This is a genomic window from Bacillus sp. FSL R9-9530, from assembly GCF_038008145.1.
GTDB lineage: Bacteria > Bacillota > Bacilli > Bacillales > Bacillaceae_G > Bacillus_A > Bacillus_A mycoides.
On the sequence record NZ_JBBOYO010000001.1, the window covers coordinates 4861676 to 4888583 of the forward strand.

Genomic DNA, 26908 nt, shown 5'->3' on the forward strand with positions numbered 1-26908 from the left:
TCATTCAGTCATCTTCTTGAAGGGGACAGTAAAGTGAAGAAAAATAGACCGAAATACAATCAGATTATTGATGCTGCAGTCATTGTGATTGCGGAGAATGGATACCATCAAGCGCAAGTTTCTAAAATTGCAAAGCAAGCTGGGGTAGCTGATGGCACGATTTATTTATATTTTAAAAATAAAGAAGATATATTAATATCCTTATTCCAAGAGAAGATGGGAGAATTTGTTGAAACAATTCGTCAAAAAATAGCAGGAATTGAAAGCGCTGTAGCGAAGTTATTCATGTTGGTAGAAACGCACTTCTTGCTGTTGTCACAAAATGATCCTCTTGCTATCGTTACGCAATTAGAGCTAAGGCAGTCCAATCAAGACTTGCGCCTTAAAATAAATGAAGTATTAAAAGGCTACTTACAAGTTATGGATGAGATTTTAGAGACAGGTATAAAGCAAGGTGAATTTCAGGCGGATTTAAACGTTCGCGTGGCAAGACAAATGATCTTTGGAACAGTAGATGAAGTTGTGACCAATTGGGTAATGAGCGATCATAAGTATGATCTGGTCGCACTTTCAAAAACGGTACATGGGCTACTTATTGCAGCTTGTGGTTATCGTCAATAATGGGAGGGATCATGTTGAAATTCCTATCTGTAAAAGTTGAAGATCATATCGCGGTGGCGACGTTAAATCATGCGCCAGCTAATGCGATGTCTTCACAAGTTATGCATGACGTTACTGAATTAATCGATCAAGTGGAAAAGGATGATAACATTCGTGTTGTTGTTTTACATGGTGAAGGACGCTTCTTCTCAGCAGGGGCAGATATTAAAGAATTTACATCTGTTACTGAAGCGAAGCAAGCAACAGAGTTAGCACAGCTTGGACAAGTTACGTTTGAGCGTGTTGAAAAATGCTCAAAACCAGTTATTGCGGCAATTCATGGAGCGGCACTTGGCGGCGGCCTTGAGTTTGCTATGTCTTGCCACATGCGCTTTGTAACTGAAAGTACAAAGCTTGGTTTACCTGAATTAACACTTGGATTAATTCCTGGTTTTGCAGGTACACAGCGCTTACCACGTTATGTTGGTAAGGCGAAAGCTTGTGAAATGATGTTAACAAGTACACCAATTACTGGTGCAGAAGCATTACAATGGGGACTTGTTAACGGAGTGTTTTCTGAAGAATCCATTTTAGAAGATACGCTTAAAATTGCAAAACAGATTGCTGGAAAAAGCCCAGCAACAACTCGTGCTGTGCTAGAGTTATTACAAACGACAAAATCGTCTCATTATTATGAAGGTGTACAGCGTGAATCACAGATTTTTGGTGAAGTATTTACGAGTGAAGATGGAAGAGAAGGCGTAGCAGCGTTTTTAGAAAAACGTAAGCCTTCATTTAGTGGTAGGTAGTCCAATTATTTTTTTAATAAAAATTAACAGAATTTTAAAATTGATAGAATCTTTCTGAAAAATAAGGGGGTAAATGGAATGAACATCTACGTACTCATGAAACGAACATTTGACACAGAAGAAAAAATCGTAATTAAAAACGGTGCAATTTACGATGGCGAAGCGGAATTCATCATCAACCCTTACGATGAATATGCGATTGAAGAAGCGATTCAAGTAAGAGATGCACAAGGTGGAGAAGTTACTGTTATAACAGTTGGTGGCGAGGATAGTGAAAAAGAACTTCGCACAGCATTAGCGATGGGCTGCGATAAAGCGGTACTAATTAACATTGAAGATGATGTTGAGAATGGTGACCAATTTACAACAGCAAAAGTGCTCGCTGAATATTTAAAAGATAAAGAAATCGATTTAATTTTAGGCGGGAACGTTGCGATTGACGGTGCATCTGGACAAGTTGGTCCACGAGTAGCTGAAGCGTTAAATATCCCATACGTAACGACGATTACGAAGCTTGAAATTGATGGTACAAATGTGAAGATTGAGCGTGATGTTGAAGGGGATACAGAAGTAATTGAATCATCATTACCTCTTCTAGTAACAGCGCAACAAGGTTTAAATGAACCGCGTTATCCATCACTTCCAGGTATTATGAAAGCGAAGAAGAAGCCACTAGAAGAAGTAGAATTAGATGATTTAGATTTAGAAGAAGATGATGTGGAAGCAAAAACAAAAACAATTGAAATCTATTTGCCTCCTAAGAAAGATGCAGGAAAAGTGTTACAAGGCGAGCTGCAAGATCAAGTAAAAGAACTTGTATCGTTGCTCCATACAGAAGCGAAAGTAATCTAATAAAATACGAAATTATATATGCAGGAGGGAAAATCTATGGCTCGTAAAGTATTAGTAATGGGTGAAGTTCGTGATGGATCGCTACGTAACGTTTCGTTTGAAGCGGTAGCAGCAGCAAAAACAATTGCAGAAGGCGGTGAAGTGGTAGGTCTTCTAGTTGGAGACAGCGTTGCCTCTTTTGCAAATGAATTGATTCATTACGGTGCAGATCGCGTTGTGACAGTTGAAAATGATAAATTAAAATCATATACATCTGATGGATATGCACAAGCGTTTTTAGCTGTATATGCTGAAGAAAAGCCAGAAGGCATTGTATTCGGACATACGGCACTTGGTAAAGATTTATCACCAAAATTAGCAGCGAAATTAGAAGCTGGTTTAATTTCTGACGTAACGGCTTTAGAAGTTGAAGGTGGAAATGTTATCTTCACTCGTCCGATTTACTCTGGTAAAGCATTTGAGAAGAAGATCGTAACAGATGGTATATTATTTGCGACAGTGCGTCCAAATAACATTGCAACGCTTGAAAAAGATGAGTCTCGCAGTGGTGACGTGTCTTCTATTACAGTTGATGTGAAAGATTTACGTACAATCATTCAAGATGTTGTCCGTAAAACTGCAGAAGGTGTTGATCTTTCTGAAGCGAAAGTTATTATAGCTGGTGGACGTGGTGTGAAGAGTGAAGAAGGATTTAAACCGTTAAAAGAATTAGCTGACGTACTAGGCGGCGCTGTTGGAGCATCTCGTGGTGCTTGTGATGCTGAGTACTGTGATTATTCATTACAAATTGGTCAAACAGGTAAAGTTGTTACACCAGACCTATACATTGCATGCGGGATTTCTGGTGCGATTCAGCATTTAGCTGGTATGTCTAATTCAAAAATAATTGTTGCGATTAATAAAGATCCAGAAGCTAGTATCTTCAAAGTAGCTGACTATGGTATTGTCGGTGATCTGTTTGAAGTATTACCTCTTTTAACAGAAGAGTTTAAAAAGTTAAAAGTACATTCATGATTTGAGTACCCTTGAGTTCCAAGTGAAGTACCCCTATATATAGAAAAAGATGAGAGATCCCCTGTCTCTCATCTTTTTAGTATTTCATCCATATTTTTATATAGTATAAAGGAACATTTTTTTGTTACAATACATAACGATACATAATATTCGCCACGTATAAAAGTTAATGATATACTCTTGGTAGAATATACTTGAAGGAGGAAATAAAATGGCAATTATAAATGCAAATGACCAAAGCTTCGCAGCTGAAACTAGCGAAGGTGTTGTACTATTAGATTTCTGGGCGCCTTGGTGCGGACCTTGTAAAATGATCGCTCCTGTATTAGAGGAAATCGATTCAGAGTTAGGCGAGAAAGTAAAAGTAGTAAAAGTTGACGTTGATGAAAACCAAGAAACTGCTCGTCAATTCGAAGTAATGAGCATTCCAGCTCTTTTCGTATTAAAAGACGGTAAAGTAGTTGATCAAGCGTTAGGATATAAACCGAAAGAAGCGTTAGTAGAATTAGTTTCTAAACACTTCTAAAATAAAGAAGCTACCATTTGGTAGCTTTTTTTATTTTCTTTTTTACAACCTTTCCGTTACAATAAAAGAACGTATGTTGGGTGTTTTGGCATAGTATGTTTTTATGTGAAAATAAAAATGATAAGCATAAGCATAAGCATGTAGAAATGGAGGGAGACGAGTGCACGAGCATTTAAAAGAGAAGTTAGCAATTTTGCCCGATCAACCTGGTTGTTATTTAATGAAGGATAAGCAGGGAACGGTTATATATGTCGGAAAAGCAAAGGTACTCAAAAATCGTGTGCGCTCGTACTTTACTGGTTCGCATGATGGGAAAACACTTCGGCTTGTTGGAGAAATTGTTGATTTTGAATATATTGTGACTTCCTCAAATTTGGAGGCTCTTATTTTAGAGTTAAATTTAATAAAAAAATATGATCCAAAATATAATATTCAATTAAAAGATGATAAAACATATCCTTTCATTAAAATTACAGCTGAAAAACAGCCGCGCTTACTCATTACGCGAAATGTAAAAAAGGATAAAGGAAAGTACTTTGGGCCTTATCCAAATGCGCAATCGGCACATGAAACAAAGAAATTATTAGATCGTATGTATCCACTTCGTAAATGTTCAAATATGCCAGATAAAGTTTGCTTGTATTATCATATGGGTCAATGTTTAGCACCTTGTGTGAAAGAAGTAACGGATGAGCAAAACAAAGAAATTGTTGATGAAATTATTAAATTCTTAAACGGTGGGCATAAAGAAATTCGTTCAGAATTAGAAACGAAGATGTATGAGGCTTCAGAAAAGCTAGAATTTGAACGGGCGAAAGAGTTGCGAGATCAAATTGCTCATATTGATGCAATTATGGAAAAGCAAAAGATGATTATGAGTGATTTAGTGGATCGCGATGTGTTTGGATATGCAGTTGATAAAGGGTGGATGTGTGTTCAAGTTTTCTTCGTTCGAAAAGGAAAGCTAATTGAACGTGATGTTTCTATGTTTCCGATTTATGATGAACCAGAAGAGGGATTTTTAACTTTTATCGGTCAATTTTATGAAAACAGTAGTCATTTCAAGCCGAAGGAAATTGTTGTTCCAGGAAGTATAGATTCAGAATTAGTAGAGCGCTTTTTAGAAGTTGAAGCGACACAGCCGAAGCGTGGGAAGAAAAAAGATCTTGTGGAATTAGCAAATAAAAATGCGAAAATTGCACTAGAAGAGAAATTTCACTTAATTGAACGTGATGAAGAACGGACGATTAAAGCTGTTGATAATCTAGGGAAGCAACTAGGGATTGAAACACCATATCGTATTGAAGCGTTTGATAATTCAAATATTCAAGGAACAAATCCTGTTTCAGCAATGATTGCTTTTATCGATGGGAAACCAGCGAAGAAAGAATATCGGAAATATAAAATTAAAACGGTTCAAGGTCCTGATGATTACGAATCTATGAGGGAAGTTGTAAGACGCCGTTATACGAGGGCGCTTAAAGAGAATTTACCTTTACCAGATTTAATCATTATTGATGGTGGAAAAGGCCATCTGGCCGCTACAAGTGATGTTCTGGAGAATGAACTCGGATTATATATTCCGATGGCAGGGCTTGTAAAAGATGACAAACATAAAACATCACATTTAATTATTGGAGCTCCGCCTGAACCTGTGATGCTTGAGAGGAATAGCCAAGAATTTTATTTATTGCAACGCATTCAAGATGAAGTGCATAGATTTGCAATTACATTCCATCGCCAGTTGCACGGGAAATCGGTCATTCAATCAGCATTGGATGATATTCCAGGAATCGGCGATAAACGAAAAAAGGTATTGCTAAAACATTTTGGTTCATTAAAAAAGATGAAAGAAGCTTCCATATCGGAATTTGTCGAAGCAGGTATGCCGAAAAATGTTGCAGAGATGATTTATACTTATTTAACAGATAAGAAGACGTTGTAGTTTACAACGTCTTCTGTTTTTTGGTATAATTTCTGAAGATTTAAAATAAACACACCTAAATGAATATACAAAAAAGTCAACTAAACTTATATGTCTAGTTGACTGTAAGTAGATGCTACACTTCAATGAGATCTTTTATATCCCATTTAACAAGAAATGTAATAGAGTCTGAACGCTTTTTCTGTTCCTCATAGGACTCTGCAACGACGTTTCTTTGTCTTTGAATTTGCTCGGCGATAAATCCAGCTTCTAATTGATAAGATGAATGTCTTTTTTGTTTTTGACGCTCAGTAATAAGTGTACCTTTAAGTTGAAACTGCATTTCACGACGTTTATGTTCAATGATACTTAAAGTGCCCCAACCAGCTTTTTCAAAAAACTGAATGACTTCTTCAATTGTTTCTAGCGGATATTTTCTCGCAAGGTTTCTACCAGCCCAGTATAAAATACCATCTAAATCGTTACCAATTAAATCAGGTAGTAATTCTTCACGTAGCAATTCATAAGCGAAGGCGTTCAATGAAACATCTTCTAAAGATGTTATATCGATTGTATTTTTGCTCACAATATTCCCCTCTTTCTATAGGGATTATTATATAACATTTTTCATTTATAAAAATAGATTTTTCTTTGGGGCAATCTGAATATATAAGAAAAAAAAAGAATTGGCAAATTATATGCAAATTATGTGCAAATTATGTATACGTTTTCTTGACGCTTCGACAAAAATAGGGGTAAAATGAACTTGTTATCAAATTATGCTGAAATATTTCGAATAATTTTTTCAGTTTTTCTTATGCCAATAGTGAAAAAACATTATTGTTGTAAATTAATCTGAAAACAGCAGTCAAACATTCAAGGGGGTAATGGGGACATGAAAGGCCGCGAGTATACGTTTCGTAAGTGGCACTCATTAATGGGGGTCATTCCGGTTGGTGTCTTTTTGACGCAACATTTAATTGTAAACAACTTTGCAACAAGGGGAGCAGAGGCTTTTAACAAAGCTGCAGGCTTTATGGAGCTCCTTCCATTCCGGTATGCGCTAGAAATTTTCATCATCTTTTTACCTATACTGTACCATGCTATATATGGCTTATATATTGCATTTACAGCTAAGAACAATGCGGTATCTTACGGCTATTTCCGTAACTGGATGTTCGTCTTCCAACGAATTTCAGGTATCGTTACGCTGATCTTCATTTCTTGGCACGTCTGGGAAACTCGTATTCAAGCATTGTTAGGTAAAGAGGTAAACTATGATATGATGGCAGATATTTTAAACAACCCATTTATGTTTGGTTTCTATTTAGTTGGTGTTGTTTCAACAATTTTCCACTTTGCAAATGGACTATGGACATTCTGTATAAGCTGGGGAATTACAGTATCTCCACGTTCACAAAGAATCTCTACTTATGTAACATTAGCTATTTTCTTAGGTCTATCTTATGTAGGTGTGAGTGCATTATTAGCGTTCATCGATCCACAGCTAGCAAACCAGTAAGGAGTGGGAGAGCATGAAAGGGAAACTTATAGTAGTCGGCGGTGGCTTGGCCGGCTTAATGGCAACGATTAAAGCGGCAGAAGCAGGAGTAAATGTTGAACTATTTTCTTTAGTACCAGTAAAACGTTCACATTCTGTATGTGCCCAAGGTGGAATTAACGGTGCCGTAAATACAAAAGGTGAAGGGGATTCTCCATGGATCCACTTTGACGATACAATTTATGGTGGGGACTTCTTAGCGAACCAACCACCAGTTAAAGCGATGTGTGATGCAGCACCTGGTATTATTCATTTAATGGATCGCATGGGTGTTATGTTCAACCGTACGGAAGAAGGACTTCTGGATTTCCGTCGTTTCGGTGGAACACAACATCACCGTACAGCATTTGCTGGCGCAACAACTGGTCAACAATTACTATATGCATTAGATGAGCAAGTACGTCGTCATGAAGTAGCAGGACTTGTAACGAAATATGAAGGTTGGGATTTCTTACGAGCTGTTGTAGATGATGAAGGTGTGTGCCGAGGAATCGTCGCGCAAGACTTACAAACTATGGAGATAAAAAGTTTCCAAGCTGATGCCGTGATTATGGCAACAGGGGGCCCTGGTATCATCTTTGGAAAATCAACAAACTCTATTATTAATACAGGTACTGCAGCGTCTGCTGTATATCAACAAGGTGCATATTATGCGAACGGTGAGTTCATTCAAATTCATCCAACGGCAATTCCTGGAGACGATAAGTTACGTCTTATGAGTGAATCTGCACGTGGTGAAGGTGGACGTGTTTGGACGTATAAAGATGGTAAGCCATGGTACTTCTTAGAAGAAAAATATCCAGCTTACGGAAACCTTGTACCTCGTGATATTGCAACGCGTGAAATCTTTGATGTTTGCGTAGAGCAAAAACTAGGTATTAACGGTGAAAACATGGTGTACTTAGATCTTTCTCATAAAGATCCGAAAGAACTAGATATTAAACTTGGTGGAATTATTGAAATCTATGAGAAATTTACAGGTGATGATCCTCGTAAACTACCAATGAAAATCTTCCCAGCAGTTCACTATTCAATGGGCGGATTATGGGTTGATTATAAGCAAATGACAAGTATTCCAGGTTTATTTGCAGCAGGTGAGTGTGATTATTCTATGCACGGTGGTAACCGCCTTGGTGCGAACTCATTATTATCAGCAATTTACGGTGGTATGGTAGCAGGACCGAACGCAATTGAGTATATGAAAGGTCTTTCTAAATCATCTGATGCTGTTTCAACTACTGTATATGAGCAAAATGAATTAATCGAAACAGAGAAATTTAACAATATTTTAATGCTTGATGGTGACGAAAATGCATATGTTCTTCATAAAGAGCTTGGAGAATGGATGACAGATAACGTTACAGTAGTTCGTGAAAATAAAAAGTTACTAGAAACTGATGCGAAAATTGAAGAGTTAATGGCGCGTTACAAACGCATTAACATTAACGATACAGCAAGATGGAGTAACCAGGGTGCTTCATTTACACGCCAACTTGCAAATATGTTCGAGTTAGCACGTGTTATTACAATTGGCGCATATAACCGTAATGAAAGCCGCGGAGCGCATTACAAACCAGAATTCCCAAATCGTGATGATGCAAACTTCTTAAAAACTACGATGGCGAAATTTGAGGGAGAAGGAAAGGCACCAGCATTCCATTACGAAGAAGTGGATGTTTCATTAATTAAACCACGTAAACGTGACTATTCCTCAAAACATGATGTAGCTGCTAAGGGTGAAGAGAAGGGGGATAAGCAACATGTCTGAGAAAACAATCCGCCTCATCATTACGAGACAAGATGGACCAGATGCACAAGAGTTTGATCAAGAGTTTGAAATTCCATATCGTCCAAATATGAACATTATTTCGGCACTGATGGAAATTCGTCGTAATCCTGTTGATTCAAAAGGAAACCAGACGACTCCGATTGCATGGGATATGAACTGTTTAGAAGAAGTATGTGGTGCTTGTTCGATGGTGATTAACGGAAAACCACGTCAATCATGTACAGCTCTTATTGACCAGTTAGAGCAACCAATTCGCTTAAAGCCGATGAAGACATTCCCGATTGTACGTGATTTACAAGTTGACCGTAGCCGTATGTTTAACGCGTTAAAACGTGTTAAAGCTTGGATTCCAATCGACGGTACGTACGACCTAGGGCCAGGTCCAAGAATGCCAGAGAAAAAGCGTCAATGGGCATATGAACTTTCGAAATGTATGACATGTGGTGTTTGCTTAGAGTCATGTCCGAACGTAAACAGTAAGTCTGACTTTATTGGACCAGCACCGCTTTCACAAGCGCGTTTATTTAACTCGCATCCAACTGGTGAAATGCATAAAGCAGATCGCTTACGTGCAATTATGGGTGATGGAGGACTTGCAAACTGTGGTAACTCTCAAAACTGTGTGCAATCATGTCCGAAAGGTATTCCATTAACAACTTCAATTGCAGCATTAAACCGTGATACAACAATTCAATCGTTCAAAGATTTCTTTGGTAGCGATAATAACTATTAATAAATATTGCCTCTTCATGTTGAAGAGGCAATATTTATAACTTTATATTTCTGTTTATTCTGTTTATCCCGCATTAACGGGCAGTAAAACTCCCAGCTCAAAATTCAGGTGGAGCAAAGAAGCTAGGTGGGAGATCAACTGCCCGTAAACGCCCGATTGGTTCAACTAATAATCAGTGGGGGATGAACAAAACCCCCACTGATTAAAGTTTCACTTTATTTTAAGGGCGAAAAGGAGAGGGAACGATGAAGAGAATTTCTTATATTGAAGACTTTGAGCAATGGGAAAGTGGTTTTTCATTTTATAATCCTGTCAAAGTTCGTTTTGGTGAAGTAGATATGTTTGGACATGTAAATAATGTCGTTGCTTTTACATATTTTGAAGAAGCGCGTATCGCATTGTTTAAAGAACTCGGATTTATGCAAGAATGGACACATGAATCATCAGAAACGATGATAGTCGTCGCAGATCTACAATGCAATTTTATTAAACAAATTTATTTTGATGAGCAGTTGAAAGTATATGTAAAGGCGGGAGCGGTTGGGAATTCCTCTTTAGATTTACACTATATGGTCAAAAATGCAGAAGGAGAAGTTTGTTTAGTTGGACGCGGTATGATGGTCCAAGCATCGAAAAAAACTGGAAGAGGCGAACCGTGGACTGAGGAATGGAAGGAATTATTACAATAATAGAATAAAAGAAAAATAAGAGGGCGATTCGCTCTCTTATTTTTTGTCCTTCGTTGCCTCTTCTAATGTTAGGTGGTGCTTATATATGTATGCGGCATATGGATTGCCAACGTAGCGTAAGTGCCACGGTTCATATGAATATTCTGTTGTCTCTGTTTTATCCTCTAAATAACGAATGACAAATCCAAACTCATGGGCATGTTCTGCAACCCATTTTCCTTCTGCTGTCTCTCCGAAAATTGGTTCTAATTGGAATTTGGCAGATTTTGAGCTAATATCCATTGCTAGACCAGTTTGATGCTCACTTGTTCCAGGAATTGCACTTACCGAATCAGCCTCAGCTTTTCCTTGGCGTTTAATATATGTATTATGTAATGACTGTTGGCGTTTGTAAGAACGGTAACCTGAAACTGCTGTAAGTTCTAAACCTTCTTCTTTCGCTGCTTGGAACATTTTTTCAAGAGCGTCTGCAGCATCTTTGCGAAGTAATGTTTTCTCTTTATCTTTTGGACTAGTAAATGGTACGTTCGGTTTCGTTAAATCTTCTGGAATGTACCCATTTGGTAATTTACGATGTTTATTGACTAATACAAGAGCAGAATCTGGATTTGTTACAACGGAAAAATTATTATCTAGTTTCTTTGCGTTATGATCAGCTTTTGGAAAAGCAGGAATCTCTTCTTTTGGATGGTTACTATGTTTTTGACTTTCGACAGCTTTCGCCTCATTTTGCAGTGGTGATTTAGAAGCAAAGTAAGCGAAAGATGTGATACCGATTACAATAGTAATGGCAGAAATAATTATTATCTTTTTCATGATACCTTGTAATCACTGTCCTTTCTTAATAAAATATGTATCGCTTTTATTATAAGTCTAGTTTATTGAAAAAGAAATATAAGAGTCATAACGTAATAAAAACGCAAAGAAAATGTCAGAAAATGTGTGAAATTGTAGTATTTTTTCATATAATTCATTTCTTATCTTTCATGAAGTTCATTTTTTATGTAATATATGTATATAAGAAGATGTAGCGATTATCGAGAATAAAAGACCTCTGGTATAGACTAGGAGTGAATGGGAATGGATTTTGCAACAATTATTGGAATCATTTTAGGAGTATTAGCGGTAGTCGTAGGGATGGTCGTCAAGGGCGCTGACATAACAGCCTTACTAAATCCTGCCGCAGCACTAATTATTTTCGTCGGTACATTTGCTGCAGTGTGTATCGCCTTTCCGATGAATCAATTAAAAAGAGTTCCAAAATTATTTAAAGTTCTTTTTGGTTCAAATAAAAAAGATTTAAGTTATGAACAATTGCTAGAATTATTTGTTCATTGGACATCTGAGAGTAGAAAATACGGTATTTTGTCTTTAGAGCAACAATTAGATGAAATTGAAGATGAATTTCTTTTGCGTGGTATGAAATTTGTTATTGATGGTGTATCTGCAGAGGATTTAGAACAAATTTTAGAAGCCGAATTAGAAGCGATTGAAGAGAGACATGCAAAAGGGGCTGCTATTTTCTCGCAAGCTGGTACATATGCACCTACACTAGGGGTTTTAGGTGCTGTTATTGGTCTTGTAGCTGCACTTGGAAATTTAACTGATATTGAAAAGCTAGGGCATGCTATTTCAGGTGCGTTTATTGCAACGATTTTCGGTATTTTTTCAGGTTACGTATTATGGCATCCGTTTGCAAATAAATTAAAGCAAAAGTCTGCTGCTGAATTAGAGAAGAAACGTTTAATTATTGATTGTTTATTAATGTTACAAGAAGGTACATATCCGTTTATTATGAAGAACCGCATTTTAGGTGCACTTTCTGCAACTGAGCGTAAAAAGCTAGAAAAAGGAGCAGAAAAAAATGCGGAGTAAGAAAAATAGAAGAGGTAAAAAGAAAAAACATGATGAGCATATCGATGAAACTTGGTTAATTCCATATTCTGATATGTTAACGTTGTTATTTGCATTGTTCATCGTATTATTCGCAATGAGTAGTATAGATGCTGCGAAGTTTAAACAGATGGCAGTTGCTTTTCGAAGTGAGTTAGCCGGTGGAACAGGAAATAAAGAATTTTTAAGCGATCAAAAACCAAATGAGGAAAAAGAATTATCAGCAAATAGCCTTGAGGCAGAACAAGCAAAAAAACAAGCGGAAGATAGAGCTAAAGAAAAAAAAGAAATGGATGAGTTGAAAGCATTACAAAAAAAGATTGATCAATATATTAATGAGAAACAACTATCCTCTTCTTTTCAAACTAAGTTAACTGAAAAAGGATTAATGTTAACGATATTAGAAAATGTACTATTTGATTCAGGGAAAGCAGATGTGAAGTTGGAATCGTTAGGGATTGCAAAAGAGATGTCTAACCTACTTGTTTCAGCATCACCTCGTGAAATTACAGTGTCGGGTCATACAGATACGGTTCCTATCGCAAATGCTCAGTTTGCATCAAACTGGGAGTTAAGTACACAGCGTGCAGTTAATTTTATGCAGGTGTTACTCCAAAATAAAGAATTGCAACCAGAAAAATTTAGTGCAGTTGGTTATGGAGAATACCGTTCAATTGCACCAAATGATACGCCAGAAGGAAAAGCGAAAAATAGACGTGTAGAAGTATTTATTTTACCTTTAACAAGAAATATGCAATAAAAGAGGATGGCGAAGGCCATCCTCTTTGTTATTTTGCATCAAATGATTTTAAATTGTCACGACGGATTTTGTCTTTTTCTGCATCTGATTTTTTGAAATTATAGTCATATAGAGCACCTTCCCAATCACCGTACATTGGATTAGGGAAAATGATGAATTTCTCACCAAATTGTGCTTTTGATTCTGCTACTGTTTCATTGCGATCTTTCACAGATTTTCCATCAAAACCAGTGAAATCAGATAAGTTGTCACCGAAGAATAGGACGATGTCATGTGTTTGAGAAACAAGTTCACGACGCTTTTCTTTCCCTTTTTCTTTCGGGTCTTGTAGTAATATATGTTCTTTCGTCGCTTGAGGAGCACCTACGCGCTCAAGGTTTTTAATTGTTGCATCTAGTTGATTTGTTTTACGATTTGAGATGTAGTAAATATCTACACCTTTAGACTCTGTATATTTTAAGAAATCAATAGCGCCTGGAAGAGCTTCAGCTTCAGCTTTATTAATCCAATCGTCCCATTTATAAGGATAGCCTTTTCCTGTTTTTACGCTCATTGCTTGATGGGGACTGTTATCTAAAACAGTTTCATCTAGATCAAGTACGATAGCAGGTTTTTTTTCTGTCCCTTTTGCAAGAGCTGCATCAAGCTTTAATTGACCAATATTGTAGCCTTGGTAGTAAAGTGCTTTCGTTTCGCCAGCTGTTTGATACCATAAATCGGCCATCAATTGCTGGTCTGTTAATTGTACTTTCTCTTCTTTTGCCACTGTTTTCTCAGCTGTTCCTGAACATGCTACAAGCGATGTGGAAAGAACGGCTATAGATAATAAACTGGTAATACCCCTCTTCATCTTCATATGTATCCTCCTCGATGTTAGAAAATCATCTTATATTATATATTAAAATATAAAAATTTTTTTATGAACATTTGCATATTGTCTTTTGTATATATAGTAGTATGTCCTATATTAGAAAGATGGGGAAAATAACAAAAAGTGATTTGACGTGTTTTATTGTCGAAATGACAATTATAATTGACAAATATATCTTTGTTATTTACAATTTTAACTAAATAAAACAAATGGTGGATGGGGGATCATGATACGTATAAAAGATTGAAATATAGTACTATATTTTATTTCGAACAATCATAGTCTTTAATAGAGAGTACGAATGATACTAAAGGGGAGGCTTTATACATTGAGTTTACAAATTCAAAACTTAACAAAAATATTCGGAGAATCTAAAGCGGTTAATGGTTTGCAAATCTCGTTACCGAAAGGTGAAGTGTTAGGGTTACTTGGCCGAAATGGTGCAGGGAAAACAACGACAATTAAAATGTTACTAGGTTTATTAACGCCAAATGAAGGTTCTATTACGTGGGATGGAAAATCATTTGGTGATAGCGGGGTAACAATTGGATATTTACCAGAAGAAAGAGGCTTATATACAAAAAGTAGAGTAATAGACCAGTTGCGATATTTTGGTAGATTAGAAGGAATGACGAAAAAAGAAGTAGATCTTGCAATTGATCACTGGTTAGAGCGCTTAGCAATCCCAGAATATAAATTCAAAACAGCAGGAGAACTTTCGAAAGGGAACCAGCAAAAAATTCAATTGATTGCTGCTCTTCTTCACAATCCAGAACTTCTTATTTTGGATGAACCATTTAGCGGGCTTGATCCAGTTAATGCTGGAATGTTGGCTAGTATTATTGGAGAACAAGTACAGAGCGGAAAGACAATTATTTTATCTAGTCACCGTATGGAGCAAGTAGAGGCTTTTTGCCAACATGTATGTATTTTGAAAAAAGGTGAAGCAGTCGTAGAAGGACAATTAAGTGATATTAAGAAAGAATACGGTTTTCGTAATTTAACAATCGAAGATATAGCAGAGAATGAAAAGGGATTAGAAGCTATACATGTCCCGTATGAAAAACAACAAGGCCTTCTTTATGTGAAAGTACAAGATGATGCAGAAGCTCTAAAGATTTTGCAACAATTGCAAGAACAAGGTGTTGGTTTACGACAATTTAAAATGTTAGAGCCGACGTTAAACGAAATCTTTGTAGAGAGGGCGAAATAAAGATGCGTAAATTTTCTCATGTATTTTCATTTTATTTTAAAGAAGCATTTTTATCTAAAAAATCATTAATTACAAGTGCGATTTTATTTTTAGTTGTGTTTGGGATTTTTGCATTTAATCATTTTACTTCAGGCGATGATAAAAATAAGGATAAAGATAAAATTGCAGTTGTAGTAGAGAGCTCCACATACAAAGTACAAAAAGAAGAGCTAAATAAGCTATTGCCATCAGCAAAAATAACGGTTGGTTCAAAGGATGATTTTGATAAACTGCATAAGCAAGTAGAAGAAGGCGATTTAGATGGTCTATTCCATGTGACGGAAAAGGATGGGACTCCAGCAGTTACATATATGTATAATGGATTTCCAAGCCAAGCAACTTCTGCGATTATGGCGGGTTATTTAAAACAACAATATACGAAGGTGACGATTGCAAAAAATAATGTTTCACCAGAAATTGCGCAGCAATTACAAGCAGAAATTCAAGTGAAGCAAGAAGCGATAAAAGATCGTACATCTTCTTTCGGAATTGCATATTTCTTTACATTTGCTTTGTATATGTTTATTGTAGCTTTCGGAAATACAATCGCAATGAATATTGCATCTGAAAAGGCGTCACGTGTAATGGAAGTAATGCTTCCGAAAGTAAAGCCTCTTACGATGATGTATGCGAAAATTTTGGCGGTTGTTTCAACGGCGTTATTACAACTTGTAATATTGGCGTGTGGTTATCTTATTCCTTATTTGTTAGGTTGGGTCGATTTAGAAAGTGCTTCATTACTTGGTGTTCCAATTGACTTTACAAAATTAGATGCACAGGTTATAAGTATGTTTCTTGTTTATTTCATTACGGGGTATTTACTTTATGCGATGATGTACGCTGCGGCTGGAGCTGTTGTGTCTAAGACAGAGGATTTACAAGCTGTATCTTTCCCGATAATGATTTTGATCATGGCTGCATTCTTCATTAGTATTAAATCATTAAGTGATCCAAATAGTACTATTGTTGTTGTAAGTTCGTATGTTCCGTTTTTCACACCAATGGTTACCTTCTCGCGGATTGTAGCTGGTGAAGCAGGTATGTTAGAGATTACGATAACATTAGTAGTTTTATTGGCGACGATTGGTATATTAAATGCGATTACAAGCCGTATCTATGTAAACGGTGTAATGAATTACTCTGATAAAGTGAAGTTTAAAGATTTGGCGAAATTTATAAAGCGTCAATAATAGAGGGAAAGCATGATTTTCTAATGGAATCATGCTTTTTCTTTATGTATAAATTAAAAATAGTATATAATAATAAGAGTTGTCTTTTAATAGAATGAATAAAAAGGAGGGTGTGCAGATGGGAATTAGTAGTCGTTTTACAGTAGGTGTTCATATGTTAACGTTACTTGCAATAGATCGAAACTCTCGCTGTACCTCTGAATGGATTGCTGGTAGTGTGAATACAAATCCAGTTGTGATTCGTCGCATTACAGGAATGTTGAAGAGAGCAGGACTTGTTGATGTACAAGCTGGTAAAGGTGGTACGACACTTGCTCGTGATTTAGATGAAATTACATTACTTGATGTATATAAAGCTGTGGAAGTTGTAGAAGAAGGACATCTATTTTCTTTCCATGAAAATCCCAACATTGAATGTCCAGTAGGAGCTAATATTCAATCGGTATTAGAGATTATTTTAATACAATCGCAAGAAGCGATGGAAAACGTACTTGCAAATGTAACGGTGCAGCAATTAGTTACAAATTTAAAGTCGAAAATTAAAGAATAAAAAAAGCGAGCTTCCTCATGATGAGGGCTCGCTTTTTTTTATTCGGAAATATTGGAAGTTCTATTTTTCCGTATTTAAAATAAACTTTCCTACAACAGCTGCTACGATACCACCAAAAATTGGGGCAACGATGAACACCCATAGTTGAGAAATTGCTTCTCCGCCAGCGAATAGAGCTGGTGCGATACTACGAGCTGGGTTAACAGATGTTCCAGTTAACGGAATACCTAATAAGTGAATTAATACTAATGTGAAACCAATTACTAGTCCAGCTAAAGAAGAACTTCCCTTTTTACCTGTTACAGCAACGATAACTAAAACAAATACGAAAGTTAAAATGAATTCAACTAAAAATGCTCCAGATAAACCAAGAGTTCCAAAACTATTTTGTCCTAAATTATCTAAAGGTAATTTAGCAGATCGTAAAATTGTTACTAACGTTGCAGTTCCTAATAAACCACCTAAAATTTGAGCTAATAAATAATAGCTAAGTTCCATAGCGTTCATTCTTTTGTTGATGAACATAGCGATTGATACTGCTGGGTTAATATGACATCCAGAAATTGTTCCAATGCTATATGCCATAGCCACGATAGATAATCCGAAAGCCATAGCGATACCTAATGTTCCAATTCCTTCAATTCCGCCACCAATGACAGCTACTCCAGTTCCGAATAATACAAGTACAAATGTACCAATAAATTCAGCAATTGCTTTTTTTAACATAATTTACCTCCTATTAATGCACATGAAACGTATTATAACATAGGTTTTAGTATAAACAGCTAATGAAATACTATTCTGATAAGGCGAAATAGGGAGATAATAAAAATAGATATGGTTCTATGAAGAAGAACCATATCTATTTTTATGCTGATTTTTTTTGTTTAATGACTGGAACAGAACGGTTTAAAACACTATTTACAATCATTCCTAGCATGATAATAATCATCCCAATCAGTGACAGTCCGCTAGGGAATGAACCATTTAAGAAAATAATCTCACCAAGCACAGTGAAGACCATCGTTCCAGCTTGTGTTGCTTCAACAGCTCCAAGTAAAGCAAGATTGTCTTTTGCTAAGTCAGTAGCAAAGAAAAATGTCATCGTCGCAATAACTCCGGAACATAATGCTAACAAAAATCCTTGCATCATTTGACTTGATGATGGAATACCGGTAGTGGAAAATCCGTATATACCAAGTAGGATTGTAATAGGGAGACTTCCGATTGCCATTCCTAATACACGTTGGAATGTATCAAGACGCCCGCCAACAAGTTCCATCATTTTTCGGTTACCGAAGGGATATAAGAAAGCTGCTAAAACGACAGGTAAAAATCCCGAGATGAACTGAGTCATTGTAATATGACCGGCTTCAGTAGCTTGCATACAAAGTACACCAAGTAAAATAAATAAAGCGACGTATAAACTGCGTAGTGGAATTTTTCCACGTACAAGTTTTGTACCTGATTTTGTTTCTATTTTAATGAAGAATAATGGCGATAAAAGTAAACCTGCTAATATCGTAACTTGCCAAGTTCCAGCAACGAGCCAAGCTGGAGAAAAAACAGCTGCGAAACTTAATAAAGAATAGAAGCCGATGCCAGCGACCGAGCCCCACCCGATCCATACAAATGGATGTTTTTTTAATTCTGCCCATAAAGCTCCTAAGTTTTTGCGAAATAAAACGATAAGGAATAAAATAGGGAGAGCGAATAGAAAACGGAAGGAAGCAGTCCAAGCCCAGCTTGTTCCAGATACATTCATTGCTCTGTTAATAATAAAGGTTGCAGAAAAAAAGGCCGATGATAAAAGACCTAGTAATATTGCGCGCATGAAGTATGGCACTCCTTTCGGAATTGAGTATTTATGTATAGTATAATATACTTAAAGATAATAAAAGTAAACTATTTTATATTTTAAGGTGGTTTTTATATATGAAAGAAAATGAAGATATGCAAACGAAAGAAGTAATTCAGCAAGTAGGTCAGCTATTAAGACAAATTCGAAATGAACAAAAATTAAGTTTAGAAGAATTAGCCCAAAAAACAGGGGTTAGTAAATTAACATTAGGGAAAATTGAGAGAGGCGAAACGAATCCAACGTTAGCTGTCATTTGGAAAATAACGAAAGGGTTATCGATTCCTTTATCGAGATTAATGGTTGTTGGAGAACCTGTAGCTGTTGCGCGCTGCGGAGAAGGATTTGCAGTAGATGTAGGACAAGCATGGCATTTAGAAACGATGTTCCGTTACACGAAAGAAACAGGGATGGAAATGCACCGTGCTTGTTTAAGAGCGAATAGTATATATGAACCGGAAGCTCATCATGAAGGAGCAATTGAGCTGGTAACAGTAATGAAAGGGAAAGTTTCTATTCAAGTTGAGAATGACGTATATGTGCTAAATGAGTTTGACTCCATTCAGTTTGAAGCTAATAAGAAACATAGTTATAAAAATGAAGAGGATGAAGTAGCGGTATTACATTTAACGATGAAATATTCTTCATGAAAAAATCCCCTATAGATTTTTCTATAGGGGATTTTTTATACGCTATGCTCAAATATATGAAAGAATGTTATTAGTAAGAGCGTGGCATAAGTAATAAACAAATAAAATAAACTAAAAACCCCGTCCCAAAACATAAAATAGCAATGACCCAAAGTATGCGAATGAGAGTAGAGCTAATATCAAAATATTCTCCTAAACCACCGCATATACCAAATAACATTTTATCAGTTTCGGATTTATATAACCTCTTCGACATATTATGATCCTCTCCTTTTTATATCACCGCTGTTATGTATGAGTGATACAGTGTACTTTTATTCTATATGGAAATTTATGAGAAGACCATTAGGTTATATTACATTTTTTTGTGAAAGGACAATACAGTGGATTAATTGTCTTAATTTTCAGTTGGTATTAAAATGAAAATGAGGGTGTGACGTATTTTCTAATATAAGGTGGGGAAATGGTAATGACATTATATTGGTTGACTAATGTAAAGCTTGAAACAGGTTATACATATGAAGAAGCGAAAATTTCACAAACGGAAACTGAGATATGCAGTCTTCTTATTGAAGATGGGCGAATTAAAAGAATTATATCGGGAATCGCCCAAGAGGAAGGAACGTTAACTTTTGATGCTAATCGTTTATTAGTTTTACCAGCTTTTGAAGAGATGCATATTCATATTGATAAAACATATTATAGTGGGCCTTGGAAAGCTTGTATGCCAGCAGAAAATATTTTTACACGTTTTAATGAAGAAAAAACGATTTTACCAAAGCAATTAGCAACTGCTCAAGACAGGGCGGAAAATATGCTAGAGTTATTGCTTCGAAATGGCGCAACAAATATTAGAACGCATTGTAATGTGGATCCGGTTATTGGACTTCGTAATTTAGAGGCAACGTTAGCGGCTTTAGGAACATATAAAGATCGGTTGTCTGGTAGAATAGTTGCATTTCCGCAACATGGATTATTGCGAAGTAATTCTATGCAACTTGTGAAAGATGCGATGCGTATGGGCGCACAATTAGTTGGCGGAGTGGACCCAGCTACAGTAGATAATGATATTGAAAAATCATTACATACGATTATGGACATTGCGGTAGAATTTAATGCGGATGTTGATATTCATTTGCACGATGCGAATAATCTTGGAACGTTTACAATGAAGAGATTAGCAAGTCTAACGGAAGAAGCAGGATGGCAAGGTCGTGTAACAATTAGTCATGCGCTTGGACTTGGTGGTGTTACTGATAAAGAAGCTGAAGAAGTGGCAGAAAGACTAGCAGCATTAAAGATTGATATCACTTCAACCGTTCCAATCGGTAAACAAGTAATCCCAATTCCATTATTAGATCGAAAAGGAGTTAAAGTTTCATTAGGAAATGATAGTATTACAGATCATTGGTCTCCGTTTGGCACAGGTGATATGCTTCAAAAGGCAAATCGATTGGCAGAACGATTTGGTTGGAGTGATGAAAGGTCTTTAGGGAAAGCTCTTCGTTTTATTACTGGAGGGAAAGAAACGTTAAATAATGAAGGGAAACGAGTGTGGCCGAATGTAGGGGATGAGGCAAGTTTTGTTTTAACGAATGCAACATGCGCCGCGGAAGCGGTGGCTCGTCAAACAGAGAAGCGTGTAGTTATGTATAAAGGGAATGTTGTTATAGGGGATTTAAATCAAGTGAAATCTGATAATCTTGTATAGAGGAATCGTTTAGATGTTTTGAGAAGGGTTCTAATTGTGAAAATAGAACCCTTCTTTTTTATTTAGTAGAAACAAGGAAGTACTATACTTCCTTATAAGGAAGCAAGAAGGGATGAAAAGTTTGGACAATCAACATAATCAAAATCATATTATGGGAACTTTGCAATGGTTTATTTTTTTATTAGCAAACTCAATCGCGCTACCAATTGTCGTTGGCGGATTATTTCATCTTACGACGGAAGAAGTATTTTATTTAATGCAGCGTACGTTTTTCGTAGTTGGTATATCTTCTTTTTTACAAGGATGGCTTGGACATAAGCTTCCGATTGCGGATGGACCAGCTGGATCTTGGGTTGGTGTATTTACCGTGCTTGCTTATGCAACTGTAGGGCAGGATCAATTACATAGTACATTGCAAATTTTGGAATTAGGAATGATGGTTGCGGGAGTTGTTTTAATAGGGCTAGGAGTAACGGGAGTTATCGGGCGTATTTTATTTTTATTTACGCCGCTCGTGACAGGGACGTTCTTACTTTTATTATGTTTACAATTAAGTGGTGTATTTTTAAAAGGAATGCTAGGAATTACAGCTGCTGTTTCTCAAATTGATGGATTTACAGCATTAATTGCTTTTGGCATATTTTTATTCGTAGTCATACTCTCCAACTTCGGAAAAGGGTTTGTTAAAAGTTATGCGGTTTTAATAGGGTTAATTAGTGGCTGGATTATTTTTCTCATTGCAGGAAAAGTGACGATCCCATCTCAAGTAACTCATTTTGTGCAACTTCCACATATATTCGCGTGGGGAATTCCAAAATGGAATACAGGTATGGCTGTATCAAGTTTCGTTATGGTATGTATTTTAGTTTCGAATACAGTGGCAGCTATTATAGCAATCAATCAAGCTACGATTCATAAAGCGACTATTGAACAAAAACAGTTGAGAAATGGTACGTGGGTCGGAGGGATTTCGCATATGATTTCCTCTTTGTTTTCAACTGTAGGTGTCGTTCCATTACCAGCAACGGCAGGTTTCATACGTTTAACAAATCAAAAGTACATGCGTTCATTCTTATTTGCATGTGTACTATTAGTCGGTATGTCGCTGTTTCCAAGTATTATCCGCTACTTAGCCTCTCTGCCATCCGCGGTCGCATCTGCGGTTTTAATGGCTTCGTTCGTGCAGCTTATTGGAATTGGATTTCATAATATAAAACAAGTGGAGCTCAGCGAAAGGAATGTAACGATTTTAGGAGTTGCTATATTATTTGGAAGTGGTGCTATGTTTTTACCGTCTGGAGCACTCCAATCCTTGCCGTCTGTGATGCAATATATATTCGGAAATGGTTTGTTCGTAGGTACAGTTGTCAGCATATTACTAGAACAAATATGGCGTACTGAAAAGTAAGTGGATAAAAAGAGTGTACGCACTGTATAAAAGTCTAAAATAACATAAGAAATAAAGCCCATTTTCATTCACCACCTGCACATTTCGTTCATACAATATCTTGACTAAATAAACACCCAACTTACACATATACAGCTCTGGCTTAAGCAAGGAGGGTTATACCAGTTGAAGGAAAAAGCGTATCAATCTAAACCGTTACTCACAAAGAGAGAAAGAGAAGTATTTGAATTACTGGTTCAAGATAAAACGACGAAGGAAATTGCAGGTGAACTGTTTATAAGTGAAAAAACAGTACGTAATCACATCTCAAACGCAATGCAAAAGCTAGGGGTTAAAGGACGTTCACAAGCAGTTGTTGAGCTTCTTCGTATGGGAGAGCTAGAACTATAAGAAAGCAGCCGACTTTTATACAAAAGGTCGGCTATTTTTCTGTTTGTTTCATGCTACATATGAATGATAAGGATGCTTCATACATAAATAGGTAAGGCTATAAAGAACGCGATAAATAAAATATAGAAATAAAACTCCCGCTATTAATAAAAGTAGCGGGAGTTTTATTTTGAATGAGCATTTTATATAGAAGAAACCGACTTTCATATAGAAGGTCGGTTATTTTTCTGTCTTGCAAATTATGAAAAAAAGGAGCAAAATAAAAAAGGTCCTGATCTATATAGGTACAAATGAAAATTTTTATACAGGGGCACTTTAAGTTAGCGAACTTAAAGTGTGTAAAATATACTGATAAACATAAAAGATGATGAATGAGAAAACGGGTGATTAAGTTGAATAGAGCGATCGGTGTTATTGATTCAGGAGTGGGCGGTTTAACAGTAGCGAAGGAATTAATTCGTCAGTTGCCGAAAGAGCGTATTATATATTTAGGGGATACAGCACGTTGCCCTTACGGTCCGCGTTCTCGTGAAGAAGTGCGTCAATTTACGTGGGAAATGACGGAGCATTTATTAGATTTAAATATCAAAATGTTAGTTATTGCGTGTAATACAGCAACTGCGGTTGTATTAGAAGAAATGCAGAAACAATTACCAATTCCAGTAGTTGGAGTTATTCATCCAGGATCACGTACAGCTTTAAAAGTGACAAATACGTATCATGTTGGGATTATTGGAACGATTGGAACAGTAAAAAGTGGCGCCTATGAAGAGGCGTTAAAGTCTATTAATAACCGTGTTATGGTAGAAAGTTTAGCTTGCCCACCTTTCGTTGAGCTTGTAGAGAGTGGGAATTTCGAAAGTGAAATGGCGTATGAAGTTGTAAGAGAAACATTGCAACCGTTGAAAAGTACTGACATTGATACGCTTATTCTAGGATGTACGCATTATCCGATTTTAGGTCCTGTTATTAAAAAGGTAATGGGGGATCAAGTACAATTAATTAGTTCGGGTGATGAAACGGCGCGTGAGGTAAGCACGATTTTATACCATAGTAAGATGTTAAATGAGGGAGAAGAACAAAGTGACCACCTCTTCTTAACGACTGGTAAAATAGGTCTGTTCAAAGAAATTGCATCAAAGTGGTTCGGTCAGCCGATTGAAAATGTGAAGCATATCAATTTAGAAACAGAATAATAGTAGATTCATATAAGAGAACTCCTGAGAAATCAGGGGTTTTTTCTGTATAAGTAGCCATAGCTTGTTCTAAAATATGAAACAGCTCGTATACATAATAGTACAAACTTAGATTTTAGGGGGGAATGGCATGCCTAAATCCACTTTTAAATGGGTTGTTGGTGCTACTGTGAGTGCGATTTTATTATCAGGGTGTGGCTTGTTAAATCAAGAGAAAGCGACAGAACAAATTGATCCGCCAAAAAAAGTTACGTATACAGAAGGTGAAAAGAAAGAAACTGCTAAAAAAGATAAACAAGGGCAAACAGTAAATAGAGAGTTATACCTCGTTGATAAAAATGGATATGTCGTACCGCAAACTATTGCAATGCCTACTCCGAAAGCGAATGAAGTTGTACAGCAAACGTTAGAGTATCTTGTGAAAGATGGACCAGTCACAAATTTATTGCCAAATGGATTTCGAGCAGTCCTTCCAGCGAATACGACGATGACCTTGAATTTGAAAAAAGGCGGGACAGCAGTAATTGATTTCTCTAAAGAAATGAAAAATTATTCAAAAGAAGAAGAACGTCAAATTGTTGAATCAGTAGCGTGGACTTTGACTCAATTTACAGAAATAAAACAAGTGCAGTTCCAAATAAATGGTGAAAAGTTAGCGAAGATGCCTGTTGCGGGTACACCGCTTGGTGAAGGTGTAAGTCGTGCGAATGGAATTAACTTTGATGATGAACAAGTAGCAGATGTGACGCATACAAAACCGGTTACACTTTACTTTATGGCGCAAAATAATAATAAGCAGCAATATTACGTACCGGTAACAAGGCGCGTTGCAGAAGGAAAAGAAAATGATTACTCGGCAATTGTGGATGAGCTTGTAAAAGGTCCGATTCAAGGATCGCTACTAAATGATTTTAATCCAGGAGCTAAGCTTATTACGAATCCAAAAGTGGAGAACGGAAATATTACATTAAACTTTAATGAAAATATATTTGTGAACCCAGACAAAAACATGATTTCAAATTATGTGTTGAAATCGTTAGTCTTATCTTTAACGGAAAAACAAGGTGTGAAAAATGTTTCTATTGAAGTGAATGGGAAAGCAAATCTTATGGATGAGAAAGGTGAAAAGTTAATAAAACCTGTTGATCGTCCACAAAACGTGAATACAGGTAGTTTTTAATCGTGAATAATTTGATATACTTATGTAAGAAAGGGGAATTGCTTTTTGAGTTCCCCTTCTTTTATTGTTATACATATCGTACATTTAAATTTGGCTATACTAATGAGAGTATTTATGAGGGGGTTATTTTTATGCGAGTAGATGGTAGAGGAAAAGCAGAGCTACGCCATATACATATTCATACAAATTATTTAAAACATCCAGAGGGATCAGTACTAATTGAAGTTGGGGATACAAAGGTAATTTGTTCAGCGACAATTGAAGAGCGTGTACCGCCGTTTATGCGCGGAGAAGGAAAAGGCTGGGTAACAGCAGAATACTCAATGATTCCACGTGCGACAGAGCAACGTACAATCAGAGAGTCAAGTAAAGGGAAAGTAACAGGGCGCACAATGGAAATCCAGCGTTTAATTGGACGAGCATTACGTGCGGTTGTTGATTTAGAAGCGCTTGGCGAAAGAACAGTTTGGATTGACTGTGATGTAATTCAAGCGGATGGCGGAACGAGAACAGCTTCTATTACAGGTGCTTATGTAGCGATGGTATTAGCTTTTGAAAAATTATTGCAAGCAGAAAAAGTATCTAAAATTCCGGTGAAAGATTATTTAGCGGCAACGTCAGTAGGTGTTGTTGAAGAACAAGGTGTTGTTTTAGATTTAAATTATGCTGAAGATTCTAAAGCAGACGTTGATATGAACGTTATTATGACTGGAAAAGGTCAGTTTGTTGAAGTGCAAGGAACTGGAGAAGAAGCGACGTTTAGCAGAGCTGAATTAAATGAATTACTTGATGCTGCTGAACAAGGGATTTTCCAACTTGTTGAAAAGCAAAAAGAAGCGTTAGGTGACATCGTATCTCATATAGAGTAGAGGTGGAAAATATGAAGCAAGTTGTTGTAGCGACGAAAAATCTTGGGAAAGTACGTGAGTTTGCTGAGTTATTTGAGAGATTTGACTTAGAAGTGAAATCTTTACACGATTTTCCTCATATTGAAGAAGTCGAAGAAACTGGTGAAACATTTGAAGAAAATGCAATTTTAAAGGCGGACAGTCTTAGTAGACAGTTGAATTCCATCGTAATTGCGGATGACTCTGGTCTTATTGTAGATGCCTTAAACGGGAAACCAGGTGTGTATTCAGCTCGTTTTGCTGGAGAGCCGAAAGATGATCAGGCGAATATAGATAAGGTGTTACAAGGGTTAACTGACGTCGATTTAGAAAAACGTACAGCTCGTTTTTACTGTGCGCTAGCAGTTGCTTTCCCTGAAGTGGATAAAGAGCCGGTTATTGTAAACGGAACGTGCGAAGGGAAAATTCTAGAACAGCGCCGCGGGGAAAATGGTTTCGGATACGATCCGATTTTTTATGTAGAAGAATATAAAAAAGCGATGGCTGAGCTAAATTCGGATGAGAAAAATGCGATTAGTCACCGCGGACGCGCTCTTCGTAAATTAGAAAAAAAAATCCCAGAATGGTTTTTAGAAGAATAAGGGAGAGAGATTG

The 26908-nt window shown here is 36.6% G+C and carries 29 protein-coding genes; 23 read left to right on the forward strand and 6 right to left on the reverse strand.

The window, feature by feature from the left end; all coding sequences use genetic code 11:
- Positions 1-33 precede the first annotated feature (33 nt).
- The 6 genes from MKX66_RS24630 (at position 34) to uvrC (ending at position 5746) form a co-directional block, all read left to right on the forward strand.
- Positions 34-621 carry a TetR/AcrR family transcriptional regulator gene (locus MKX66_RS24630; RefSeq protein ID WP_012261773.1) on the forward strand — a complete coding sequence of 196 codons (588 nt, stop codon included), beginning with the start codon at positions 34-36 and terminating at the stop codon, positions 619-621.
- Positions 622-632: 11 nt separating this feature from the next.
- Positions 633-1409, forward strand: coding sequence for an enoyl-CoA hydratase (locus MKX66_RS24635; protein ID WP_002088868.1), 777 nt, complete (start codon positions 633-635; stop codon positions 1407-1409).
- A 78-nt stretch (positions 1410-1487) separates the two neighbouring features.
- The gene (etfB, locus tag MKX66_RS24640) at positions 1488-2261 is read left to right on the forward strand and encodes an electron transfer flavoprotein subunit beta (RefSeq protein ID WP_002088867.1); all 774 of its coding nucleotides are present in this window, start codon (positions 1488-1490) and stop codon (positions 2259-2261) included.
- Positions 2262-2297: 36 nt separating this feature from the next.
- Positions 2298-3275, forward strand: a complete 978-nt coding sequence (gene etfA / locus MKX66_RS24645; protein ID WP_044442319.1) for an electron transfer flavoprotein subunit alpha — start codon at positions 2298-2300, stop codon at positions 3273-3275.
- 211 nt (positions 3276-3486) lie between these two features.
- Entirely contained in the window at positions 3487-3801 is a 315-nt protein-coding gene (gene trxA, locus MKX66_RS24650) for a thioredoxin (RefSeq protein WP_000974757.1), read from the forward strand.
- Between the two features lie 160 nt (positions 3802-3961).
- Positions 3962-5746, forward strand: a complete 1785-nt coding sequence (gene uvrC, locus MKX66_RS24655; RefSeq protein WP_063219801.1) for an excinuclease ABC subunit C — start codon at positions 3962-3964, stop codon at positions 5744-5746.
- A 115-nt stretch (positions 5747-5861) separates the two neighbouring features.
- Here the strand turns inward: uvrC and MKX66_RS24660 are convergent, their stop codons facing one another.
- Positions 5862-6311 carry a YslB family protein gene (locus tag MKX66_RS24660; RefSeq protein ID WP_002015405.1) on the reverse strand — a complete coding sequence of 150 codons (450 nt, stop codon included), beginning with the start codon at positions 6309-6311 and terminating at the stop codon, positions 5862-5864.
- Positions 6312-6620: 309 nt separating this feature from the next.
- On the opposite strand from MKX66_RS24660, the gene sdhC reads away from it, so the two are divergent.
- The 4 genes from sdhC (at position 6621) to MKX66_RS24680 (ending at position 10497) form a co-directional block, all read left to right on the forward strand.
- Positions 6621-7247, forward strand: a complete 627-nt coding sequence (gene sdhC / locus MKX66_RS24665) for a succinate dehydrogenase cytochrome B558 (RefSeq protein ID WP_002015407.1) — start codon at positions 6621-6623, stop codon at positions 7245-7247.
- A gap of 13 nt (positions 7248-7260) precedes the next feature.
- A complete protein-coding gene (gene sdhA, locus MKX66_RS24670; RefSeq protein ID WP_340778642.1) occupies positions 7261-9054 on the forward strand; it encodes a succinate dehydrogenase flavoprotein subunit in 1794 nt (597 codons plus the stop codon).
- Positions 9047-9808 carry a succinate dehydrogenase iron-sulfur subunit gene (sdhB, locus tag MKX66_RS24675; RefSeq protein WP_002088861.1) on the forward strand — a complete coding sequence of 254 codons (762 nt, stop codon included), beginning with the start codon at positions 9047-9049 and terminating at the stop codon, positions 9806-9808. The genes sdhA and sdhB overlap by 8 nt, the downstream gene beginning before the upstream one ends.
- A 245-nt stretch (positions 9809-10053) precedes the next feature.
- On the forward strand, positions 10054-10497 hold the full coding sequence (locus MKX66_RS24680; protein ID WP_002034215.1) for an acyl-CoA thioesterase: 444 nt from the start codon (positions 10054-10056) through the stop codon (positions 10495-10497).
- 36 nt (positions 10498-10533) lie between these two features.
- Here the strand turns inward: MKX66_RS24680 and MKX66_RS24685 are convergent, their stop codons facing one another.
- The gene (locus MKX66_RS24685; protein ID WP_215590228.1) at positions 10534-11313 is read right to left on the reverse strand and encodes a M15 family metallopeptidase; all 780 of its coding nucleotides are present in this window, start codon (positions 11311-11313) and stop codon (positions 10534-10536) included.
- A gap of 264 nt (positions 11314-11577) precedes the next feature.
- On the opposite strand from MKX66_RS24685, the gene motA reads away from it, so the two are divergent.
- Positions 11578-12372 (forward strand): flagellar motor stator protein MotA, encoded by a 795-nt coding sequence (motA, locus tag MKX66_RS24690; protein ID WP_002129301.1) that lies wholly within the window; start codon positions 11578-11580, stop codon positions 12370-12372.
- Positions 12362-13150: a flagellar motor protein MotB gene (motB, locus tag MKX66_RS24695; RefSeq protein ID WP_002184884.1), complete on the forward strand. Its 789-nt coding sequence runs from the start codon at positions 12362-12364 to the stop codon at positions 13148-13150. Before motA ends, motB begins: the two co-directional genes overlap by 11 nt.
- A 28-nt stretch (positions 13151-13178) precedes the next feature.
- On the opposite strand, the gene MKX66_RS24700 is transcribed toward motB, so the two are convergent.
- Positions 13179-14006: a 5'-nucleotidase, lipoprotein e(P4) family gene (locus tag MKX66_RS24700; RefSeq protein ID WP_002129299.1), complete on the reverse strand. Its 828-nt coding sequence runs from the start codon at positions 14004-14006 to the stop codon at positions 13179-13181.
- A gap of 343 nt (positions 14007-14349) precedes the next feature.
- Between MKX66_RS24700 and MKX66_RS24705 the strand changes: the two genes are divergently transcribed.
- The 3 genes from MKX66_RS24705 (at position 14350) to MKX66_RS24715 (ending at position 17013) form a co-directional block, all read left to right on the forward strand.
- Positions 14350-15234: an ABC transporter ATP-binding protein gene (locus MKX66_RS24705; RefSeq protein WP_341087307.1), complete on the forward strand. Its 885-nt coding sequence runs from the start codon at positions 14350-14352 to the stop codon at positions 15232-15234.
- Between the two features lie 2 nt (positions 15235-15236).
- The gene (locus tag MKX66_RS24710; protein WP_341087309.1) at positions 15237-16463 is read left to right on the forward strand and encodes an ABC transporter permease; all 1227 of its coding nucleotides are present in this window, start codon (positions 15237-15239) and stop codon (positions 16461-16463) included.
- A gap of 118 nt (positions 16464-16581) precedes the next feature.
- Positions 16582-17013 (forward strand): Rrf2 family transcriptional regulator, encoded by a 432-nt coding sequence (locus tag MKX66_RS24715; RefSeq protein WP_002088848.1) that lies wholly within the window; start codon positions 16582-16584, stop codon positions 17011-17013.
- A gap of 60 nt (positions 17014-17073) precedes the next feature.
- On the opposite strand, the gene MKX66_RS24720 is transcribed toward MKX66_RS24715, so the two are convergent.
- Together MKX66_RS24720 and MKX66_RS24725 are read right to left on the reverse strand one after the other, a co-directional pair.
- On the reverse strand, positions 17074-17739 hold the full coding sequence (locus MKX66_RS24720; RefSeq protein WP_002067333.1) for an aquaporin: 666 nt from the start codon (positions 17737-17739) through the stop codon (positions 17074-17076).
- Between the two features lie 142 nt (positions 17740-17881).
- On the reverse strand, positions 17882-18847 hold the full coding sequence (locus MKX66_RS24725; protein ID WP_002190799.1) for a DMT family transporter: 966 nt from the start codon (positions 18845-18847) through the stop codon (positions 17882-17884).
- 101 nt (positions 18848-18948) lie between these two features.
- On the opposite strand from MKX66_RS24725, the gene MKX66_RS24730 reads away from it, so the two are divergent.
- Positions 18949-19521: a helix-turn-helix domain-containing protein gene (locus tag MKX66_RS24730; protein ID WP_002034214.1), complete on the forward strand. Its 573-nt coding sequence runs from the start codon at positions 18949-18951 to the stop codon at positions 19519-19521.
- A 70-nt stretch (positions 19522-19591) separates the two neighbouring features.
- On the opposite strand, the gene MKX66_RS24735 is transcribed toward MKX66_RS24730, so the two are convergent.
- Positions 19592-19777 carry a PspC domain-containing protein gene (locus MKX66_RS24735; protein WP_002129290.1) on the reverse strand — a complete coding sequence of 62 codons (186 nt, stop codon included), beginning with the start codon at positions 19775-19777 and terminating at the stop codon, positions 19592-19594.
- A 213-nt stretch (positions 19778-19990) separates the two neighbouring features.
- On the opposite strand from MKX66_RS24735, the gene MKX66_RS24740 reads away from it, so the two are divergent.
- The 7 genes from MKX66_RS24740 (at position 19991) to MKX66_RS24770 (ending at position 26895) form a co-directional block, all read left to right on the forward strand.
- Positions 19991-21232 carry an amidohydrolase family protein gene (locus MKX66_RS24740; protein WP_002165026.1) on the forward strand — a complete coding sequence of 414 codons (1242 nt, stop codon included), beginning with the start codon at positions 19991-19993 and terminating at the stop codon, positions 21230-21232.
- Positions 21233-21344: 112 nt separating this feature from the next.
- Positions 21345-22640 (forward strand): purine/pyrimidine permease, encoded by a 1296-nt coding sequence (locus MKX66_RS24745; protein WP_002034210.1) that lies wholly within the window; start codon positions 21345-21347, stop codon positions 22638-22640.
- Positions 22641-22805: 165 nt separating this feature from the next.
- On the forward strand, positions 22806-23030 hold the full coding sequence (gene gerE / locus MKX66_RS24750; protein WP_000659484.1) for a spore germination transcription factor GerE: 225 nt from the start codon (positions 22806-22808) through the stop codon (positions 23028-23030).
- A 383-nt stretch (positions 23031-23413) separates the two neighbouring features.
- Entirely contained in the window at positions 23414-24226 is an 813-nt protein-coding gene (racE, locus tag MKX66_RS24755) for a glutamate racemase (RefSeq protein ID WP_002015338.1), read from the forward strand.
- Positions 24227-24356: 130 nt separating this feature from the next.
- The gene (locus tag MKX66_RS24760) at positions 24357-25406 is read left to right on the forward strand and encodes a GerMN domain-containing protein (protein WP_002015339.1); all 1050 of its coding nucleotides are present in this window, start codon (positions 24357-24359) and stop codon (positions 25404-25406) included.
- Positions 25407-25537: 131 nt separating this feature from the next.
- A complete protein-coding gene (gene rph, locus MKX66_RS24765; RefSeq protein WP_002015340.1) occupies positions 25538-26275 on the forward strand; it encodes a ribonuclease PH in 738 nt (245 codons plus the stop codon).
- An 11-nt stretch (positions 26276-26286) separates the two neighbouring features.
- Positions 26287-26895, forward strand: a complete 609-nt coding sequence (locus MKX66_RS24770) for an XTP/dITP diphosphatase (protein WP_002165027.1) — start codon at positions 26287-26289, stop codon at positions 26893-26895.
- Positions 26896-26908: the final 13 nt, after the last annotated feature.